At 56.2% G+C, this 19,045-nt stretch carries 10 protein-coding genes and 2 pseudogenes; all 12 read left to right on the forward strand.

Features of this window, described 5'->3' with window-relative positions; all coding sequences use genetic code 11:
- Nucleotides 1–15: 15 nt before the first annotated feature.
- Nucleotides 16–2,769, forward strand: coding sequence for a type VI secretion system Vgr family protein (locus NMB38_RS11260; protein WP_494354783.1), 2,754 nt, complete (start codon nucleotides 16–18; stop codon nucleotides 2,767–2,769).
- Nucleotides 2,766–3,755, forward strand: a complete 990-nt coding sequence (locus tag NMB38_RS11265; RefSeq protein WP_081783985.1) for a DUF2515 family protein — start codon at nucleotides 2,766–2,768, stop codon at nucleotides 3,753–3,755. The genes NMB38_RS11260 and NMB38_RS11265 overlap by 4 nt, the downstream gene beginning before the upstream one ends.
- A 52-nt stretch (nucleotides 3,756–3,807) precedes the next feature.
- Complete coding sequence (locus NMB38_RS11270; RefSeq protein ID WP_156041703.1) at nucleotides 3,808–4,608, forward strand: hypothetical protein; 801 nt, start codon at nucleotides 3,808–3,810, stop codon at nucleotides 4,606–4,608.
- A 36-nt stretch (nucleotides 4,609–4,644) separates the two neighbouring features.
- Nucleotides 4,645–7,126, forward strand: a pseudogene (locus NMB38_RS11275) (type VI secretion system Vgr family protein); the annotation flags it as partial.
- 249 nt (nucleotides 7,127–7,375) lie between these two features.
- On the forward strand, nucleotides 7,376–9,085 hold the full coding sequence (locus NMB38_RS11280; RefSeq protein ID WP_081783978.1) for an alpha/beta hydrolase: 1,710 nt from the start codon (nucleotides 7,376–7,378) through the stop codon (nucleotides 9,083–9,085).
- A complete protein-coding gene (locus NMB38_RS11285; RefSeq protein WP_154665216.1) occupies nucleotides 9,072–10,052 on the forward strand; it encodes a T6SS immunity protein Tli4 family protein in 981 nt (326 codons plus the stop codon). Before NMB38_RS11280 ends, NMB38_RS11285 begins: the two co-directional genes overlap by 14 nt.
- Nucleotides 10,053–10,063: 11 nt before the next feature.
- Nucleotides 10,064–10,435, forward strand: a complete 372-nt coding sequence (locus NMB38_RS11290) for a hypothetical protein (RefSeq protein WP_154665217.1) — start codon at nucleotides 10,064–10,066, stop codon at nucleotides 10,433–10,435.
- A 214-nt stretch (nucleotides 10,436–10,649) separates the two neighbouring features.
- Nucleotides 10,650–11,528, forward strand: a complete 879-nt coding sequence (locus NMB38_RS11295; protein WP_028687930.1) for a T6SS immunity protein Tli4 family protein — start codon at nucleotides 10,650–10,652, stop codon at nucleotides 11,526–11,528.
- A gap of 212 nt (nucleotides 11,529–11,740) precedes the next feature.
- A pseudogene (locus tag NMB38_RS11300) lies at nucleotides 11,741–14,471 on the forward strand (type VI secretion system Vgr family protein).
- A complete protein-coding gene (locus NMB38_RS11305) occupies nucleotides 14,468–15,457 on the forward strand; it encodes a DUF2515 family protein (protein ID WP_241015259.1) in 990 nt (329 codons plus the stop codon). The pseudogene NMB38_RS11300 and the gene NMB38_RS11305 overlap by 4 nt, the downstream one beginning before the upstream one ends.
- Nucleotides 15,450–16,307 (forward strand): hypothetical protein, encoded by an 858-nt coding sequence (locus NMB38_RS11310; protein ID WP_201870954.1) that lies wholly within the window; start codon nucleotides 15,450–15,452, stop codon nucleotides 16,305–16,307. Before NMB38_RS11305 ends, NMB38_RS11310 begins: the two co-directional genes overlap by 8 nt.
- A gap of 36 nt (nucleotides 16,308–16,343) precedes the next feature.
- A complete protein-coding gene (locus tag NMB38_RS11315) occupies nucleotides 16,344–19,040 on the forward strand; it encodes a type VI secretion system Vgr family protein (RefSeq protein WP_494354784.1) in 2,697 nt (898 codons plus the stop codon).
- Nucleotides 19,041–19,045: the final 5 nt, after the last annotated feature.

Genomic DNA, 19,045 nt, shown 5'->3' on the forward strand with positions numbered 1-19,045 from the left:
AGGAGACACTGTGTCATGGACCTGACCTTCGGCACCCCGCTTTCGCAAAGCGGCCGTCTGCTGCAACTGACCACCCCGTTAGGGGCCGATCAGCTGCAAGCCTTGCGCGCCTACGGCGTCGAGCGCGTCGGCCGCACCCCGCGCTACACCCTCGATGTGTTGGTGCAGGACACCGAGTACGACCCGGAAAAACTCATCGGTCAGCCCGTCAGCCTCGCCCTGCTCTGCGACGATGGCAGCCAGGCTCAACGCCATGGCCTGGTCGAGAGCGTGCGTTACCTGGGCAGCGACGGCGGCCTGCACGACTGGCAGCTGGTGTTCGCGCCCTGGTTCAGCCTGCTCGAATACCGTAGCGACTGCCGCATCTGGCAAGACAAAACCCTGCCCGCCATCCTCGAGTCCGTGTTCGCCCAGTACGAACACGCCAAAGGCAACTACCGCCTCGACCTGCGCCGCGAGTACGCACCGCTGTCCTACGTCACCCAGTTCAACGAGACCGATGCCAACTTCGTCCAGCGCTGGTGCGAGCTCGAAGGCATTTTCTGGTACGTCGAGCACAAGGCCGACAGCCACTGCATCGTCTTCACCGACAGCGTCGATACCCTGCCCGCCCTGGCTCCGCAACAAGTCCCGTTCCACACCCAGAGCGTGACCCAGAAGCAGGACGGCATCACCCAGTGGAGCAGCGGTTCGCAGCTGCTCAGCGGCAAGCTCAACTGGCGCAGTGTCGATTACCTCGCTCACACCCAGCCGCGTGAAAGCGTGATGCCGGCTCTGCAGGCCGCCTCCGCGCCGGCGGCTCTGGAGCGTTACGCGTACCAGGGCCAGTACAACTGGCAGAAACAGGAGCGCGGCGACTGGCTCAGCCGCGTGCAGATCGAGCAGCACGAATCCCGGGCCCGCCGCGTGCACGGCCAAGCCGGGGTGCGCCAGTTGCAGGCCGGCCGCTGGTTCGAGCTGACCCAGCACCCGCTGTACGAGCGCAAGGCCGCCGAGGCCCGGCAGTTTCTGCTGATCGAGGTGCAGTTTTTTGCCGAAAGCAACCTGCCCATGGCCCAGCAGCGCCGGGAAGCCCCCGGCAGCCTGGCACCGCTGTTCAAGACCGTGCGTCCGGCGCCGGACGATTCGCTGCTTGGCTCGGTATTGAGCGAAGCCTCCTACGGTTTCTTCACCAGCCACTTCGAAGGCCAGCTACACAGTGCGCCGTACCGCAGCCCGTTCGAGCACGCCAAACCTTCCAGCCCCGGCCCGCAGACCGCCGTAGTCGTTTCGCCCAGCGGCCATGAACTGTTCACCGACAATCTCAACCGCGTCTGTGTGCGTTTCCACTGGGACCGCCTCAGCCAAGACGGCGAGTTGAGCTCCTGCTGGCTACGCATGCTGCAACCAAGCAGCGGCTCCGACTGGGGCAGTGTGCACGTGCCACGCGCTGGCGAAGAGGTGGTGGTCACCTTCCTCGACAACGACATTGACCGCCCACTGATCATGGGCCAGGTGTACGGCGGTCACAAACCGGCCTGGCACTCCAGCGGTTTGATGAGCGGCTACAAGAGCAAGGAAATCGGCGGCGGCGGCTTCAACCAGTGGGTGATGGACGACTCCACCGGTCAGGTACGCACCCAATTGCACAGCAGCCACGGCCATACCCAGCTCAATCTCGGCTACCTGATCGACCAGCGAGGCAACCACCGCGGCGCCCTGCGCGGCACCGGCTTCGAGCTGCGCACCGACGCCTATGGCGCCCTGCGCGCCCAGCAGGGCCTGTACCTCAGCACCTGGAAACGCAGCAACGCCCAGGGCGCCCAGCTCGACGTCAGCGAAGCCCAGCAACAACTGCAGAACAGCGAGCAACGCCTCAAAACCCTGTCCGATACCGCCAAGCAGCACAACGCCGATGCTCTGCAAGCGGGCCTCGACAGCCTGACCCAACTCAACGCCGATACCGACGTCATTTATGGCAACGACAACAGCAGCCCGAGCCAAGGCCCAAGCGAACAGCAACGCAACGGCGGCGACACCGCGTGGGCCATCCGCAGCGGCGGACGCGGCAAGACCCCGGGGTACCAGAAGCCACTGCTGATCGCCTCCTCCCCGGCCGATATCGCCACCGCCACGCCACAGAACACCCACCTGCACAGCGGCAAGCATCTGACGGTGAGTACCGGCGAAGATGTCAGCATCGCCAGCGGCAAGTCATTGCTGGCAAGCGTGGTGCAAAGCATCAGCCTGTTTGCGCAGAACGCCGGGGCCAAATTGTTTGCAGCCAAGGGCAAGGTCGAATTGGAAGCGCAAAGTGATGCCATGGAACTGACTGCGCTGCAAAACATTAAGCTCACGTCGCTGGAACAGTTGATCGAGATGTCGGCACAGAAAGAAATTCTGCTTACCAGCGGTGGTGCTTATATCCGCATCAAGGGTAGCAATATCGAGGTGCATGCGCCGGGGACCATCGACATCAAGGGCGCGAAAAAGACGCTGGATGGGCCGGCCAGTATGGAGCACTCGTTCAAGGAGCTACCCACCGGTCCTGCCTCTGGCATGTATGACGAACAGAATCGATTGATCACTAGCTTCGGCGTTCCGCTAGAAAACGTCGCCGTTGAAGTCGAATCAGCTGACGGCGGAAAAAGGGTCTATTTCACCGACCGGGAAGGCACCACCCCACGCTTCTTCAGCGACAACGAAAGCACCGCCAAGGTGAGACTTGTGCCTGATGAATTCGTGGTGCCCCAGGACGCGGATACATTCGTACCGAGAACAAAGCGATGAAGCAAGATTTCAAGTTTAACGATAACGCTTGCTCTGTGAATGACCTCAATCCGGGCTGTAAAGAGTTATGGACAATTGGTCAACAAGAGGCAATACGGCGACTCTCAGTCAAAACTCGCATAGCCTTCAAAAGCACAGCAAGCTATGAAGTGGTAAAAAACTTCAGCGTCCGAGCCGAGAGAATTGCTGCGAATTACGCCAAGATTTACTTAGAACAAGAGAACAACGGCAAGCCCAATCTGAAGGGGCGATTCTATTGGACCGGCCTTGCGGCATTTGCCAGCAAGCAGGTCATGTGTGCGCTGGACTACGCCAGCAGCAGCAAGTGGCGCTATCTACCGCCCGCTGTACCACCTTTTGAAATCACAAAGCTTTACTTAGGCAAAGGAAACTTTTGGCTATTTCAAGATATTTTTGTTTGGCACTGGTTCTACATCAACCACCCAGAGCAATTCAAAAAGTGCATAAATGACCGCAACTGGGAAAATTACACCGACTGCTTCAAGTCTGCCTTTAAGGAACTGCCCTGGCTCAACGAGGCGCTACAAAAAATCAACAACCTTAAAAAAACAGACTATTTGGAACAAGGCTTTGATTTTATTTCACAAGTTGAACGCTACCCAGAAGGCGAGTTGCGACAACGCCGGCAACTCGCCTCGCTTATGGCGATTGCCAACCATGAGCAATTAATGATTTTGCAACCCTTGATATATGAAAGCAAAGACTTCAAAGCGCTTCTGAACAGCCAAGCACTGATGGAAGGACACTTCGGAGTTCCACGGCGCCTAGCGGCGATGAGCACGGCATGTGAAACCAATGACGAAGAGTACGACTCTGTCATGACAGAAGGCAAACTGCATGACGCCAATGACAGAATGAAATTCATCACCGACATCGCCAAAAACTACCACAGACTAATGAAAGCCAAAAGCAAATATATGCTTGAAAACCTTCAAACGATAGCCGGCTGGAGTGATAATGTTTAAATGGATGGCCCTGGCGTCTTTTTTGTTTCTAACAGCTTGCGGAGGCGATGAAATGAGCAGCGAGAAGCTCACAATACAATTCCACATCAATGGCGATATTGAAACCGCCCAAGCAAAATCTTCGATAAAATTCGATAAAGACTGCATGCTTGGCATTTGTCTTTACAAATATTCGCTGTCTTTTAGCGGTAATCAACGCGCAACCATTTTCATGAACTCCAACACTGCCACCAGCCTGAGCTTTCACGATGCAGTCGCTGTAACACTTGGCACCTATGAAAGTGACATAATTAATGATGCCAATATTACACTGGGCGGGGTCACACCAAACTCTCCGCACGCTCAAGCAATGACATATTTCTACACGCTGGTAGAATCACTACTCGATAAGGGCTGGGCGCGTTACATCATGCCAAATGAAGCCAGAATATCTGGGCATGAAGCCAAGAAATTTGAGAGCGTCGATGAAATCAATGGCAAGCCAGTGGGTACAGGCCCTTGGCGCGACCCTTCATTGAAATTGAGCGTGCAAGAATGGTTGGCGCTACCCATGTTCAATGATTGGTACTTTTACAAAGATGGCGTTTACCTGACCTTGAGTATGCAGCGAGAAAACAGTACAGATGCGCCGGCCGATAAAGGCTCCTATCTGTTCACATTGGATGTTCGTTCAGAGCCAGAATTTTACAAAGATTTTCTTGCTAGCGACGACCGCGAAGACTGGAAAAAACTCCTCCCCGCCGAACTCAAACGCATGGCCCAGGAACGCGCCCAAACCGAAGCACGCCTGAAAAAAATGGGCATCGCCATCGATGAGGACTACCAGGACCCGCCTATCAAGGCCCTGGAATAACCACCCGATCAGCCCCCACTCAGGAGACCTCTTGTCATGGACCTGACCTTCGGCACCCCGCTTTCGCAAAGCGGCCGTCTGCTGCAACTGACCACCCCGTTAGGGGCCGATCAGCTGCAAGCCTTGCGCGCCCACGGCGTCGAGCGCATTGGCCGCACCCCGCGCTACACCCTCGATGTGCTGGTGCAGGACACCGAGTACGACCCGGAAAAACTCATCGGCCAGCCCGTCAGCCTCGCCCTGCTCTGCGACGATGGCAGCCAGGCTCAACGCCATGGCCTGGTCGAGAGCGTGCGTTACCTGGGCAGCGACGGCGGCCTGCACGACTGGCAGCTGGTGTTCGCGCCCTGGTTCAGCCTGCTCGAATACCGTAGCGACTGCCGCATCTGGCAAGACAAAACCCTGCCCGCCATCCTCGAGTCCGTGTTCGCCCAGTACGAACACGCCAAAGGCAACTACCGCCTCGACCTGCGCCGCGAGTACGCACCGCTGTCCTACGTCACCCAGTTCAACGAGACCGATGCCAACTTCGTCCAGCGCTGGTGCGAGCTCGAAGGCATTTTCTGGTACGTCGAGCACAAGGCCGACAGCCACTGCATCGTCTTCACCGACAGCAACGACACCCTGCCCGCCCTCGCCCCACAGCAACTGCCGTTCCACACCCAGAGCGTGACCCAGAAGCAGGACGGCATCACCCAGTGGAGCACCGGCTCGCAGTTGCTCAGCGGCAAGCTCAACTGGCGCAGCGTCGACTACCTGGCCCACAGCCAGCCGCGGGAAAGTGTGATGCCAGCCTTGCAGGCCGCCTCTGCCCCTGCCGCGCTGGAGCGTTACGAATACCAGGGCCAGTACAACTGGCAGAAACAGGAGCGCGGCGACTGGCTCAGCCGCGTGCAGATCGAACAGCACGAATCCCAGGCCCGCCGCGTGCACGGTCAGGGTGGCGTGCGCCAACTCGAAGCCGGTCGCTGGTTCGAGCTGACCCAGCATCCGCTGTACGAGCGCAAGGCCGTCGAGGCCCGGCAGTTTCTGCTGATCGAGGTGCAGTTCTTTGCCGAAAGCAACCTGCCCATGGCCCAGCAGCGCCGCGAAGCCCCCGGCAGCCTGGCACCGCTGTTCAAGACCGTGCGGCCAGCACCCGACGATGGTCTGCTCGGCTCGGCCCTGAGCGAAGCGTCCTATGGCTTCTTCACCAGCCACTTCGAAGGCCAACTGCGTAGCGCGCCCTACCGCAGCCCGTTCGAGCACACCAAGCCCACCAGCCCTGGCCCGCAGACCGCCGTGGTGGTCTCGCCCAGCGGCCATGAACTGTTCACCGACAGCCTCAACCGCGTCTGCGTACGCTTTCACTGGGACCGCCTCAGCCAGGAAGGCGAGCTTTCCTCATGCTGGCTGCGCATGCTGCAACCGAGCAGCGGCCCGGACTGGGGTAGCGTGCATGTGCCACGCGCTGGTGAAGAGGTGGTGGTCACCTTCCTCGACAACGACATCGACCGCCCGCTGATCATGGGCCAGGTGTACGGCGGCCACAAACCGGCCTGGCACTCCAGCGGTTTGATGAGCGGCTACAAGAGCAAGGAAATCGGCGGCGGCGGCTTCAACCAGTGGGTGATGGACGACTCCACCGGTCAGGTGCGCACCCAGCTGCACAGCAGCCACGGCCACACCCAGCTCAACCTCGGCTACCTGATCGACCAGCGCGGTAACCACCGCGGCGCCCTGCGCGGCACCGGCTTCGAGCTGCGCACCGACGCCTATGGCGCCCTGCGCGCCCAGCAGGGCCTGTACCTCAGCACCTGGAAACGCAGCAACGCCCAGGGTGCGCAGCTCGACGTCAGCGAAGCTCAGCAACAACTGCAGAACAGCGAGCAGCGGCTTAAGACGCTTTCCGATACCGCCAAGCAACACAACGCCGATGCTCTACAGGCCGGCCTAGACAGCCTCACCCAGCTCAACGCCGATGCCGACGTCACTTATGGCAACGACAACAGCAGCCCGAGCCAAGGCCCGAGCGAACAGCAACGCAACGGCGGCGACACCGCGTGGGCCATCCGCAGCGGCGGCCGCGGCAAGACCCCGGGGTACCAGAAGCCACTGCTGATCGCCTCCTCCCCGGCCGACATCGCCACTGCCACGCCGCAGAACACCCACCTGCACAGTGGCAAGCACCTGACTGTGAGTACCGGTGAAGACGTCAGCATCGCCAGCGGCAAGTCATTGCTGGCAAGCGTGGTGCAGAGCATCAGCCTGTTTGCGCAGAACGCCGGGGCCAAGTTGTTTGCGGCCAAGGGCAAGGTGGAATTGCAGGCGCAGAACGACGAGATGCTGTTGACCTCGTTGCAGAACATGAAACTTAGCTCGACGGCGGCCGGGATCGAGATCGCCGCCAAGGACGGGATTCTGCTGACCAGTGGTGGCGGTTACATTCGTATCAAGGGCGGCAACATCGAAATCCATGCGCCGGGAACCATCGATGTCAAAGGGGCAAAAAAGGTCTTCAGCGGCGGCACCAGCCTGTCGCACAGCTTCAATGAAATGCCCAAGACCGACTTTGCCGACCCGTATGTGATCAAGAAGCTCAGCACCGGGGAGCCTGCGCCGGGGGTGAAGGTTGAGGTGACCCGGGCTGATGGCAGCGTGATGCAGTATGTCTCGGATGCGGCTGGGAAGATTCCGGTGCAGCAGAGTCAGATTGCTGAGTTACTGAATATCCGGGTGCTGGATTAAATTTCACGAAATAACGCGCCGCCGGTATAAGGATTGGAAAATGATTAACCCATTGAAACTAATAACCATATTAAACGCTGACGGCAGCAGAACAGCTAGCACTACGCTTAGCGAGTCCTCTGAGCAGCGAGAAAAAGTCGTTGCAGTAAAGACTAACAAAGTAGTCCCAGTGGTTTTCATTCCAGGAATTATGGGAACCAATCTTTGGAATGCCAGGACGAAGAAAGTAGCATGGATAGCTCCCAATACGGACACCGTTCCAGCAAAATTTGCTGCTATCGGTTCTTTTGTGTCAGCTCTCTTTAGTTCCGCAAAAGACAGACAAAACGATCTTGATGGCCGAAAAGGAATGATTACGGTCCACCAAGACGGCCCAATTCGTACAGAAGACTTACGGGAACCCTTGAGTAAAGAAGAACTCAAAAAGCGCGGATGGGGTGGCATTATGCGTTCGGCATATCATCCAATCATGATTTCTATCCAAAATGAAATGAACACAGTCATGCTTGACCAAGTACTGCAGGGATGGTGGAAAGATCATAGCGATCTGCAGCCCGCAGACTGGGGTGACTGGAACAATAACCCCCCCTTGTCTGCCATCGAAAATTCAGCAGAATTAAAGCACGCAGCAGATATAACTTATGAAGTCTGGGCAGGCGGCTACAACTGGCTCCAATCTAACAAAGACTCCGCAAAGGATATAATGGATTTAATTGACAACAAAATACTACCCAATTATCCCACAGCAGAAAACGTTATAATCGTAACTCATTCAATGGGCGGCTTAGTTGCTCGAGCGATGGTAGGCGCATATCGCTACGAGAAAATTTACGGAATCATACATGGAGCGATGCCTGCAACAGGCGCCCCTGCCGCGTATCGTAGAATTAGAGCGGGATTTGAAGGTGAGGGGATCGAGGGCTTCGTAACGCGACAGATTCTGGGGCCTACAGCCAAAGAAACTGTTGCCGTTTTAGCATATTCGAGAGGTGGACTAGAACTCCTTCCTGCTGCAAACTATAACGATGGTAAGAAATGGTTATTTGCTAGAAAAAAGAAAAGCAAATATCTGGCCAGTAGCAACCAGAACGAAAAAGACTTTATTATGCTCCCATCAGCAGGTGATCCTTACGAAGAAATATATAAATCACAAAAATGGTGGGGATTGATCCCAAAAGAGTCTGAAGCTCTCATTGACCCAAACGAGTTTCAAGATGATGATGAAGAAATCACATTCGGCACCCCTCAGGGCAAAAGAGCGATTTTTGAAGAAAATATTAACAACACGAAAATATTTCACGACTCAATAAAAACAGCCTATCACCCGTTCACATACGTTCACTACTCAGCCGAAGCAGAGGAGGAAAAACTTATAACATGGGGTGACATAGTATGGGAGTCAGATTGGGTGGGCTGGGAGGATCCTCAAACACTGAGCATTACGAGTGACGACTATACCGGAAATATTGAGCTTGGTGCTGGTCGTAAATTTACCTTCGGCCCTAAACTTACCCCCGGCGACGGCACCGTTCCAGTTTCCTCATCCGCAAGTTCAAGAGCTTTCCCAAATGTGAGAGCAGCATTCGCTCACGGAAAAAACTCAATGGAACACCCAAATGCTTGTAGAACTGGCGCCTATAACCGAACTGCTGGCTACGAGCACCAGAATGCCTATAACGATCCGGACGGACGGACGCTATACGCCACGTTATATAGCATAGTGAGGCTCTCCACCCATGTTGAACTTTGATATTTACCAAAACTTAACGCGCACATTAAAAGTCTTTAGCGTTGTCGCAATGTTTTTCTCATCCACTGCCGAGAGCGGGGAACTAGGCATGAACAGTCAATCAAATACATTTTACTTTGGCCGCTACTCTATCTCGGCCCCTACAGATGGGTCAGGCATCTGGACGTCATATAAAATAATCCAGAAAGACCTGCAGTTCATAAGCAAAAATGGAAAGCGAGATATCAATATAAAAGTTGACGAATCCATTGCTGAAATCAATACACTTCATAAAGCGGGATACAAAGCATTTGACCAGAAAATTCCGCTAGATGGCGGAGGCATTATTGTAGTATCCAAATCAACAAATTATGATTTTGACATATACTATCTAACCTCCAGCAATACTCTCTATCGCCAAACTGTAGAATCTATTTCAATAGATGCTTTCGATAAAGCCGTAGGGCTTGCGAAAGACTTAAATTCAATGATTCATTACCGCCATCCAAATTCAAATCCTCCCGAAGGTACTTTCGCTATAGATGCGGGTTATCTGACCCTTCCTTCCGATAAGTATCCTGAGCAAGTTTCAATAGGCCTACCCATTTCCACAACACCAGGGATTCATGTCATTTTCGACACGCAGGTAATACGAAAGCCCGAACCTGGATTGATCGAACGTTACGAGCAGCGCACTGCAGGCCGTGTAACTCCAATGCTTCAAAAAATTCTTACAAGCTCCAAAATTTTGAGAAAAACGAAAAGAAAAGTTGCGGGAATAACATTCGAAGAACTTTTGCTAAAGACCAGAGCTAACGATCGAAACTTCTATTCATTTCGCATAGAGTATCCGGGCACACCAAAATCGAGCAGAGAACCCTATACAGTTCTCGAAATGAGCACTCTGGACGAGGGCGAGACTTTCAATAGTGACGAGGATGCCCTCAAGTTCTGGGACACCTTGGTAGACAGCGTGAAACGAATATAAGCTACGTTGTTATGAACCTGACTTTCGGCACCCCACTTTCGCAAACCGGTCGCCTGCTGCAACTGACCACCCCGTTGGGTGCCGACCAACTGCAGGCCCTGCGCGCCCATGGCGTCGAACGCGTCGGCCGCACCACATGGAGAGATATTGTTTGGAGGTCTAGCTGGATAGGCTGGGGCGACATTAATGAGTTTAAAATAACTAAAAATGATAGCACGGGAACCATTGAACTCGACGCTGGATATAAAGTCACCTTTGCGCCAAAGTACTCCCCCGGGGATGGTACAGTCCCCTTATGTTCATCAGCGAGCTCCAGAGACTTCCCAACCACCCGGGCGGCTTTTGCACACGGAAATAATAGCACACTAAATCCAACAGCTTGAAGGCAGGGAATCTACAACAATTCGACTGGCTATGAGCATCAAAGCTCATATAACGACAAAAAAGGTCGCACTTTATTTGCCACACTCTACAGTGTCGTACGAGTATCCCAACATGTCAATCTTTAGAAGCCGAAACAACCACCAACACTTCCGGCAAGTAATATTGATTATTGCCCTTGCATTGATTTATTGCGTAGCCGCTGGAGCCGAAAACATGCCAACCGAGAAAAAAAGTTTTTACTTTGGGCGCTACTCTTTTGCCGTTCCTACCGACGGAAACGATATATGGTCCTCATATGACGTGGTGAAGAAAAGAATCGAGTTCATCAGCAAAAATGGCAGGCACGACCTCCCTAAAAGCACTGCAGAAATAATCGCGACAATAACTCGCAAGCATAATGCTGGTTACACCGACGCATACGATCATACACTTCCGCTTGACGGCGGAGGCGCAATTGTAATATTTAAAGGTCACAAGTACAGTTTTTATATTTATTACTTAACCAAAAACAATACACTCTATCGTCAAATAGTCGAATCCATACCGTTCAGTGCTTTTGACAAAGCGGTCGCAAGAGCAAAAGAACTGAACAGCCTCATCCACTATCGGAATCCCGCAGAGCGCCCACCCAACAACACCTTTGCGTTAGAGGCCGGGTACATGAATTTGCAGATTAACAAATTCGATGAAAAAGTTTCAATTGGATTACCTGTATCGTCGATACCCGGAATTCACTTGACTTTCGATACGCAAGTTATTGGAAAACCAGAGCCGGGACTTCTATCGAGGTTTGAAGAGAGGTCCGCGGGTGCTTTACCTCTTCTAAAAAATCTCCTAACACGCTCTAGCGTCATCAGGAAAGGCAAAAGAAATGTTGCTGGGTTGAATTTTGAAGAACTTTTGATAAAGTCCAAGGCTGAAGGGAAAAACGTCTATGCATTCCGACTGGAATTCCCGGGCACACCTGAACTCAGCCTGGAACCTTATACAGTTCTTGAACTTAGCACAGTCGATAGCGGCCCAGGTTTTGAGAGCGACGAACAAGCCATCAAATTTTGGGATGAGCTAGTAGAGAGCTTAAAGCGGATCTAATTCGGCAAAAGAGCTGCGGCGTGTAGGTTAATGTATTCCTTTTCGCATCCCGCAGCGCTACCACTGAACTCAAACGCATGGCCCAGGAACGCGCCCAAACCGAAGCACGCCTGAAAAAAATGGGCATCGCCATCGATGAGGACTACCAGGACCCGCCTATCAAGGCCCTGGAATAACCACCCGATCAGCCCCCACTCAGGAGACCTCTTGTCATGGACCTGACCTTCGGCACCCCGCTTTCGCAAAGCGGCCGTCTGCTGCAACTGACCACCCCGTTAGGGGCCGATCAGCTGCAAGCCTTGCGCGCCTACGGCGTCGAGCGCGTCGGCCGCACCCCGCGCTACACCCTCGATGTGTTGGTGCAGGACACCGAGTACGACCCGGAAAAACTCATCGGTCAGCCCGTCAGCCTCGCCCTGCTCTGCGACGATGGCAGCCAGGCTCAACGCCATGGCCTGGTCGAGAGCGTGCGTTACCTGGGCAGCGACGGCGGCCTGCACGACTGGCAGCTGGTGTTCGCGCCCTGGTTCAGCCTGCTCGAATACCGTAGCGACTGCCGCATCTGGCAGGACAAGACCCTGCCCACCATCTTCGAGTCGGTGTTCAGTCAGTACGAACAAGCCAAGGGCAACTACCGCCTCGACCTGCGCCGCGAGTACGCACCGCTGTCCTACGTCAGCCAGTTCAACGAGACCGATGCCAACTTCGTCCAGCGCTGGTGCGAGCTCGAAGGCATTTTCTTGTACGTCGAGCACAAGGCCGACAGCCACTGCATCGTCTTCACCGACAGCGTCGATACCCTGCCCGCCCTGGCTCCGCAACAAGTCCCGTTCCACACCCAGAGCGTGACCCAGAAGCAGGACGGCATCACCCAGTGGAGCAGCGGTTCGCAGCTGCTCAGCGGCAAGCTCAACTGGCGCAGTGTCGATTACCTCGCTCACAGCCAGCCGCGTGAAAGTGTGATGCCAGCCTTGCAGGCCGCCTCTGCCCCTGCCGCGCTGGAGCGTTACGAATACCAGGGCCAGTACAACTGGCAGAAACAGGAGCGCGGCGACTGGCTCAGCCGCGTGCAGATCGAGCAGCACGAATCCCGGGCCCGCCGCGTGCACGGCCAAGCCGGGGTACGCCAGTTGCAGGCCGGCCGCTGGTTCGAGCTGACCCAGCACCCGCTGTACGAGCGCAAGGCCGTCGAGGCCCGGCAGTTCCTGCTGATCGAGGTGCAGTTCTTTGCCGAAAGCAACCTGCCCATGGCCCAGCAGTGCCGTGATGCCCCCGGCAGTCTGGCACCGCTGTTCAAGACCGTGCGTCCGGCGCCGGACGATTCGGTACTCGGCTCGGCCCTGAGCGAAGCATCCTACGGCTTCTTCACCAGCCACTTCGAAGGCCAGCTACACAGTGCGCCGTACCGCAGCCCCTTCGAGCACACCAAGCCCACCAGCCCTGGCCCGCAGACCGCCGTGGTGGTCTCGCCGAGCGGCCATGAACTGTTCACCGACAGCCTCAACCGCGTCTGCGTAGGCTTCCACTGGGACCGTCTCAGCCAAGACGGTGAACTGAGTTCGTGCTGGCTGCGCATGCTGCAACCAAGCAGCGGCCCGGACTGGGGTAGCGTGCACGTGCCACGCGCTGGTGAAGAGGTGGTGGTCACCTTCCTCGACAACGACATCGACCGCCCGCTGATCATGGGCCAGGTGTACGGCGGCCATAAACCGGCCTGGCACTCCAGCGGTTTGATGAGCGGCTACAAGAGCAAGGAAATCGGCGGCGGCGGCTTCAACCAGTGGGTGATGGACGACTCCACCGGTCAGGTACGCACCCAATTGCACAGCAGCCACGGCCATACCCAGCTCAATCTCGGCTACCTGATCGACCAGCGCGGCAACCACCGCGGCGCCCTGCGCGGCACCGGCTTCGAGCTGCGCACCGACGCCTACGGCGCCCTGCGCGCCCAGCAGGGCCTGTACCTCAGCACCTGGAAGCGCAGCAACGCCCAGGGCGCGCAGCTTGATACCAGCGAAGCCCAGCAGCAGTTGCAGAACAGCGAGCAGCGGATCAAAACCCTCTCCGACACGGCCAAGCAACACAACGCCGACGCTCTCCAAGCCGGCCTCGACAGCCTCACCCAGCTCAACGCCGATGCCGACGTCACTTATGGCAACGACAACAGCAGCCCGAGCCAAGGGCGGCGACACCGCGTGGGCCATCCGCAGCGGCGGACGCGGCAAGACCCCGGGCTACCAGAAGCCACTGCTGATCGCCTCCTCCCCGGCCGATATCGCCACCGCCACGCCACAGAACACCCACCTACACAGCGGCAAGCACCTCACCGTGGGCACCGGCGAGGATGTCAGCATTGCCAGCGGCAAGTCATTGCTGGCAAGCGTGGTGCAAAGCATTAGCCTGTTTGCGCAGAACGCCGGGGCCAAGTTGTTTGCCGCCCAGGGCAAGGTCGAATTGGAAGCGCAAAGTGATGCCATGGAACTGACTGCGCTGCAAAACATGAAGCTCACGTCGCTGGAGCAGTTGATCGAGATGTCGGCACAGAAAGAAATTCTGCTTACGAGCGGGGGAGCCTATATCCGCATCAAAGGCAGCAATATCGAGGTGCATGCGCCGGGAACCATCGACATCAAGGGAGCGAAGAAAACGCTGGATGGACCGGCCAGCATGGAGCACTCGTTCAAAGAGCTTCCAAACGGTCCTGACTCGGGCATGTATGACGAGCAGAACAAATTTATGACCAATTTCGGCGTTCCACTGGAAAACGTAGCTGTCGAGTTCGACATTCCTGGCAAAGGCAAGCGGGTTTACTTCACTGATCAGGAAGGTATGACACCGCGCCTTTTCAGCGACACACCCGACACAGCCAAAATGCGACTTGTACCCGATGAACTCGTGGTACCGGCAGGGGCTGACAAATATGTGCCGAGAAAAAAACAATGAACCAAAATTTCAAATTCAATGAGCAAACTTGCTCTACAAACCGCCCCAACCTCCATTACAACGAACTATGGACCCTCGGCCAGCAAGAAGCGGTACGGCGGCTATCGGTGAAAACCCGCATCGAATTCAAAGACACTGCACGCTATGAATTAATCAAAGACTTCAGCACGAGAGCAGAACGCATCGCCGGCAATTACGCGCGAATTTATCTTGAACTTGAAAAAAATGGCAAACCCGAACTAAAAGGCCGATTCTATTGGACTGGGCTTGCTGCGTTCGCAAGCAAGCAAGTCATGTGTGCACTGGACTACTCAAGCAATAGCAGATGGCGCTGGACTGTGGCAGCCGCGCCTCTTTTTGACATCACCATGATGCACTTGGGGGAAGGAAACTTCTGGCTGTTCCAGGATATTTTTGTATGGCACTGGTTTTACATAAACTACCCTCACGAATTCAACAACGCCGTCCCGGAACGAAATTGGAATAGCTATATTTGCGAATTCAAAGATACATTCCAAAAACTTCCTTGGGCTGCTGACGCACTGCCCAAGGTGAATTTTCTAGCAAAAACCCCGCCACTTGAAGAAGGCTTTGCACTCATTCAGCAAGTTGAACGCGTAAAAGATTTGCGATCGCGCAGGGATCTCCAATTAGCATCATTGATGAAAATCGCTGACCACGAGCAGCTTTGGATTCTGCAGCCGCTAATTTACGAGAACTGGGACTTCCAGTTGCTTCTGGATGGGCAGGCAAAGATGGAAGGTAAGTTAGGTGTGCCTCGCAGATTGGCAGCATTCAGCACGCAGTGTGAAACCGGAAACCCAGAGCTTGATGTAACCATGACCAAAGGCGATCTATATAACGACAAAGACAGGATGAAATTCATCACAAAAATTGCCGACAAATACCACAAACTTATGACCACAGACCAGAAATCAATGGAAGAAGTAATTGGCACGATAGCCACCTGGTGGGATCATGCGTAAAATAATTTGCGCCATCATCTTCATCACGCTGGCCGCCTGCGGAGACTCGAATATGAACGAAGAAAAACCAGTCATCAGATCCGATCTGAATGGCACCATTGAAAATATGTTATCGAGCTCCACTGCCTCTTTTGACAAAGACTGCAATTCCAGCTTGTGTTTTTATGACTTTGACATTCCCGCAGAAAGCACTAACAAAGCGACAGCGTTCCTCACATCGAGCGAAAGCTCACTGGTTTTTAACGATGTTATAAGCGCAGTATTCATTACGCACAACGGCAGCATGATTACCGACACCAACATTATTCTGGGGGGCGTGACTGAGAACGCCAAGCACACCGAGGCCGCTATTTATTTTTATGAAACACTAGATAAAATGAAAGCCGCAGGATGGCAGCGCTACATTTTCCCTGGCGAAGCGAGAATATCAGGAGCTGAAGCCAAAAGATTTGATCGGTTTGATGAAGTGCTAGGCGTACCTACCGTCACGGGCCCATGGAAAGACCCTGCGTTGAAATTAGACCAAACGGATTGGCTGGCCATGCCAACGATTAACAGCTGGTATCTCTATAACAATGGCAATTATTTGCAGCTTCGTGTGCAACGCAAAAACAGCCTGCAAGCACCACAAGACCGCGGCACCTATTTATTTTCGCTTAATTTCCAAACAGAAGCCGAATTCTATAAAAGCTTCGTCGAAAGTGACGACCGTGAACGATGGACCACCCTCCTCCCCGCCGAACTCAAACGCATGGCCCAGGAACGCGCCCAAACCGAGGCACGCCTGAAAAAAATGGGCATCGCCATCGATGAGGACTACCAGGACCCGCCCATCAAGGCCCTGGAATAACCACCCGATCAGCCCCCACTCAGGAGACACTGTGTCATGGACCTGACCTTCGGCACTCCGCTTTCGCAAAGCGGCCGTTTGCTGCAACTGACCACCCCGTTAGGGGCCGATCAGCTGCAAGCCTTGCGCGCCTACGGCGTCGAGCGCATTGGCCGCACCCCGCGCTACACCCTCGATGTGCTGGTGCAGGACACCGAGTACGACCCGGAAAAACTCATCGGCCAGCCCGTCAGCCTCGCCCTGCTCTGCGACGACGGCAGCCAGGCTCAACGCCATGGCCTGGTCGAGAGCGTGCGTTACCTGGGCAGCGACGGCGGCCTGCACGACTGGCAGCTGGTGTTCGCGCCCTGGTTCAGCCTGCTCGAATACCGTAGCGACTGCCGCATCTGGCAAGACAAAACCCTGCCCGCCATCCTCGAGTCCGTGTTCGCCCAGTACGAACACGCCAAAGGCAACTACCGCCTCGACCTGCGCCGCGAGTACGCACCGCTGTCCTACGTCACCCAGTTCAACGAGACCGATGCCAACTTCGTCCAGCGCTGGTGCGAGCTCGAAGGCATTTTCTGGTACGTCGAGCACAAGGCCGACAGCCACTGCATCGTCTTCACCGACAGCGTCGATACCCTGCCCGCCCTGGCTCCGCAACAAGTCCCGTTCCACACCCAGAGCGTGACCCAGAAGCAGGACGGCATCACCCAGTGGAGCAGCGGTTCGCAGCTGCTCAGCGGCAAGCTCAACTGGCGCAGTGTCGATTACCTCGCTCACACCCAGCCGCGTGAAAGCGTGATGCCGGCTCTGCAGGCCGCCTCCGCGCCGGCGGCTCTGGAGCGTTACGCGTACCAGGGCCAGTACAACTGGCAGAAACAGGAGCGCGGCGACTGGCTCAGCCGCGTGCAGATCGAGCAGCACGAATCCCGGGCCCGCCGCGTGCACGGTCAGGGTGGCGTGCGCCAACTCGAAGCCGGTCGCTGGTTCGAGCTGACCCAGCACCCGCTGTACGAGCGCAAGGCCGCCGAGGCCCGGCAGTTTCTGCTGATCGAGGTGCAGTTTTTTGCCGAAAGCAACCTGCCCATGGCCCAGCAGCGCCGTGATGCCCCCGGCAGCCTGGCACCGCTGTTCAAGACCGTGCGGCCAGCACCCGACGATGGTCTGCTCGGCTCGGCCCTGAGCGAAGCGTCCTATGGCTTCTTCACCAGCCACTTCGAAGGCCAACTGCGTAGCGCGCCCTACCGCAGCCCGTTCGAGCACGGCAAGCCCACCTCGCCTGGCCCGCAGACCGCCGTGGTGGTCTCGCCCAGCGGCCATGAGCTGTTCACCGACAGCCTCAACCGCGTCTGCGTACGCTTCCACTGGGACCGCCTCAGCCAGCAAGGTGAACTGAGTTCGTGCTGGCTGCGCATGCTGCAACCGAGCAGCGGTCCTGACTGGGGTAGCGTGCATGTGCCACGCGCTGGTGAAGAGGTGGTGGTCACCTTCCTCGACAACGACATCGACCGCCCGCTGATCATGGGCCAAGTGTACGGCGGCCATAAACCGGCCTGGCACTCCAGCGGTTTGATGAGCGGCTACAAGAGCAAGGAAATCGGCGGCGGCGGCTTCAACCAGTGGGTGATGGACGACTCCACCGGTCAGGTACGCACCCAATTGCACAGCAGCCACGGCCATACCCAGCTCAACCTCGGCTACCTGATCGACCAGCGCGGCAACCACCGCGGCGCCCTGCGCGGCACCGGCTTCGAGCTGCGCACCGACGCCTACGGCGCCCTACGCGCCCAGCAGGGTCTGTACCTGAGCACTTGGAAGCGCAGCAACGCCCAGGGCGCGCAGCTTGATATCAGCGAAGCCCAGCAGCAGCTGCAGAACAGCGAGCAACGCCTCAAAACCCTGTCCGATACCGCCAAGCAGCACAACGCCGATGCTCTGCAAGCGGGCCTCGACAGCCTGACCCAACTCAACGCCGATACCGACGTCACTTATGGCAATGACAACAGCAGCCCGAGCCAAGGCCCAAGCGAACAGCAACGCAACGGCGGTGACACCGCGTGGGCCATCCGCAGCGGCGGACGCGGCAAGACCCCGGGCTACCAGAAGCCACTGCTGATCGCCTCCTCCCCGGCCGATATCGCCACCGCCACCCCGCAGAACCCCCACTTGCACAGCGGCAAGCACCTGACTGTGAGTACCGGTGAAGACGTCAGCATCGCCAGCGGCAAGTCATTGCTGGCAAGCGTGGTGCAGAGCATCAGCCTGTTTGCGCAGAACGCCGGGGCCAAGTTGTTTGCGGCCAAGGGCAAGGTGGAATTGCAGGCGCAGAACGACGAGATGCTGTTGACCTCGTTGCAGAACATGAAACTTAGCTCGACGGCGGCCGGGATCGAGGTCGCCGCCAAGGACGGGATTCTGCTGACCAGTGGTGGCGGTTACATTCGTATCAAGGGCGGCAACATCGAAATCCATGCGCCGGGAACCATCGATGTCAAAGGGGCAAAAAAGGTCTTCAGCGGCGGCACCAGCCTGTCGCACAGCTTCAATGAAATGCCCAAGACCGACTTTGCCGACCCGTATGTGATCAAGAAGCTCAGCACCGGGGAGCCTGCGCCGGGGGTGAAGGTTGAGGTGACCCGGGCTGATGGCAGCGTGATGCAGTATGTGTCAGATGCGGCTGGGAAGATTCCGGTGCAACAGAGCCAGATTGCTGAGTTCATGAAAATTAAAGTCTTGGGGGATGCATGACGGGT

The organism is Pseudomonas sp. FBCC-B35, from assembly GCF_059133755.1.

What these genes read in the sequence shown, in the direction of transcription:
- NMB38_RS11270 (WP_156041703.1), top strand. Translation starts at nt 3,808, where the DNA reads ATGAGCAGCGAGAAGCTCACAATACAATTCCACATCAATGGCGATATT.
- NMB38_RS11305 (WP_241015259.1), top strand. Translation starts at nt 14,468, where the DNA reads ATGAACCAAAATTTCAAATTCAATGAGCAAACTTGCTCTACAAACCGC.
- NMB38_RS11260 (WP_494354783.1), top strand. Translation starts at nt 16, where the DNA reads ATGGACCTGACCTTCGGCACCCCGCTTTCGCAAAGCGGCCGTCTGCTG.
- NMB38_RS11280 (WP_081783978.1), top strand. Translation starts at nt 7,376, where the DNA reads ATGATTAACCCATTGAAACTAATAACCATATTAAACGCTGACGGCAGC.
- NMB38_RS11315 (WP_494354784.1), top strand. Translation starts at nt 16,344, where the DNA reads ATGGACCTGACCTTCGGCACTCCGCTTTCGCAAAGCGGCCGTTTGCTG.
- NMB38_RS11310 (WP_201870954.1), top strand. Translation starts at nt 15,450, where the DNA reads ATGCGTAAAATAATTTGCGCCATCATCTTCATCACGCTGGCCGCCTGC.
- NMB38_RS11290 (WP_154665217.1), top strand. Translation starts at nt 10,064, where the DNA reads ATGAACCTGACTTTCGGCACCCCACTTTCGCAAACCGGTCGCCTGCTG.
- NMB38_RS11295 (WP_028687930.1), top strand. Translation starts at nt 10,650, where the DNA reads ATGCCAACCGAGAAAAAAAGTTTTTACTTTGGGCGCTACTCTTTTGCC.
- NMB38_RS11265 (WP_081783985.1), top strand. Translation starts at nt 2,766, where the DNA reads ATGAAGCAAGATTTCAAGTTTAACGATAACGCTTGCTCTGTGAATGAC.
- NMB38_RS11285 (WP_154665216.1), top strand. Translation starts at nt 9,072, where the DNA reads ATGTTGAACTTTGATATTTACCAAAACTTAACGCGCACATTAAAAGTC.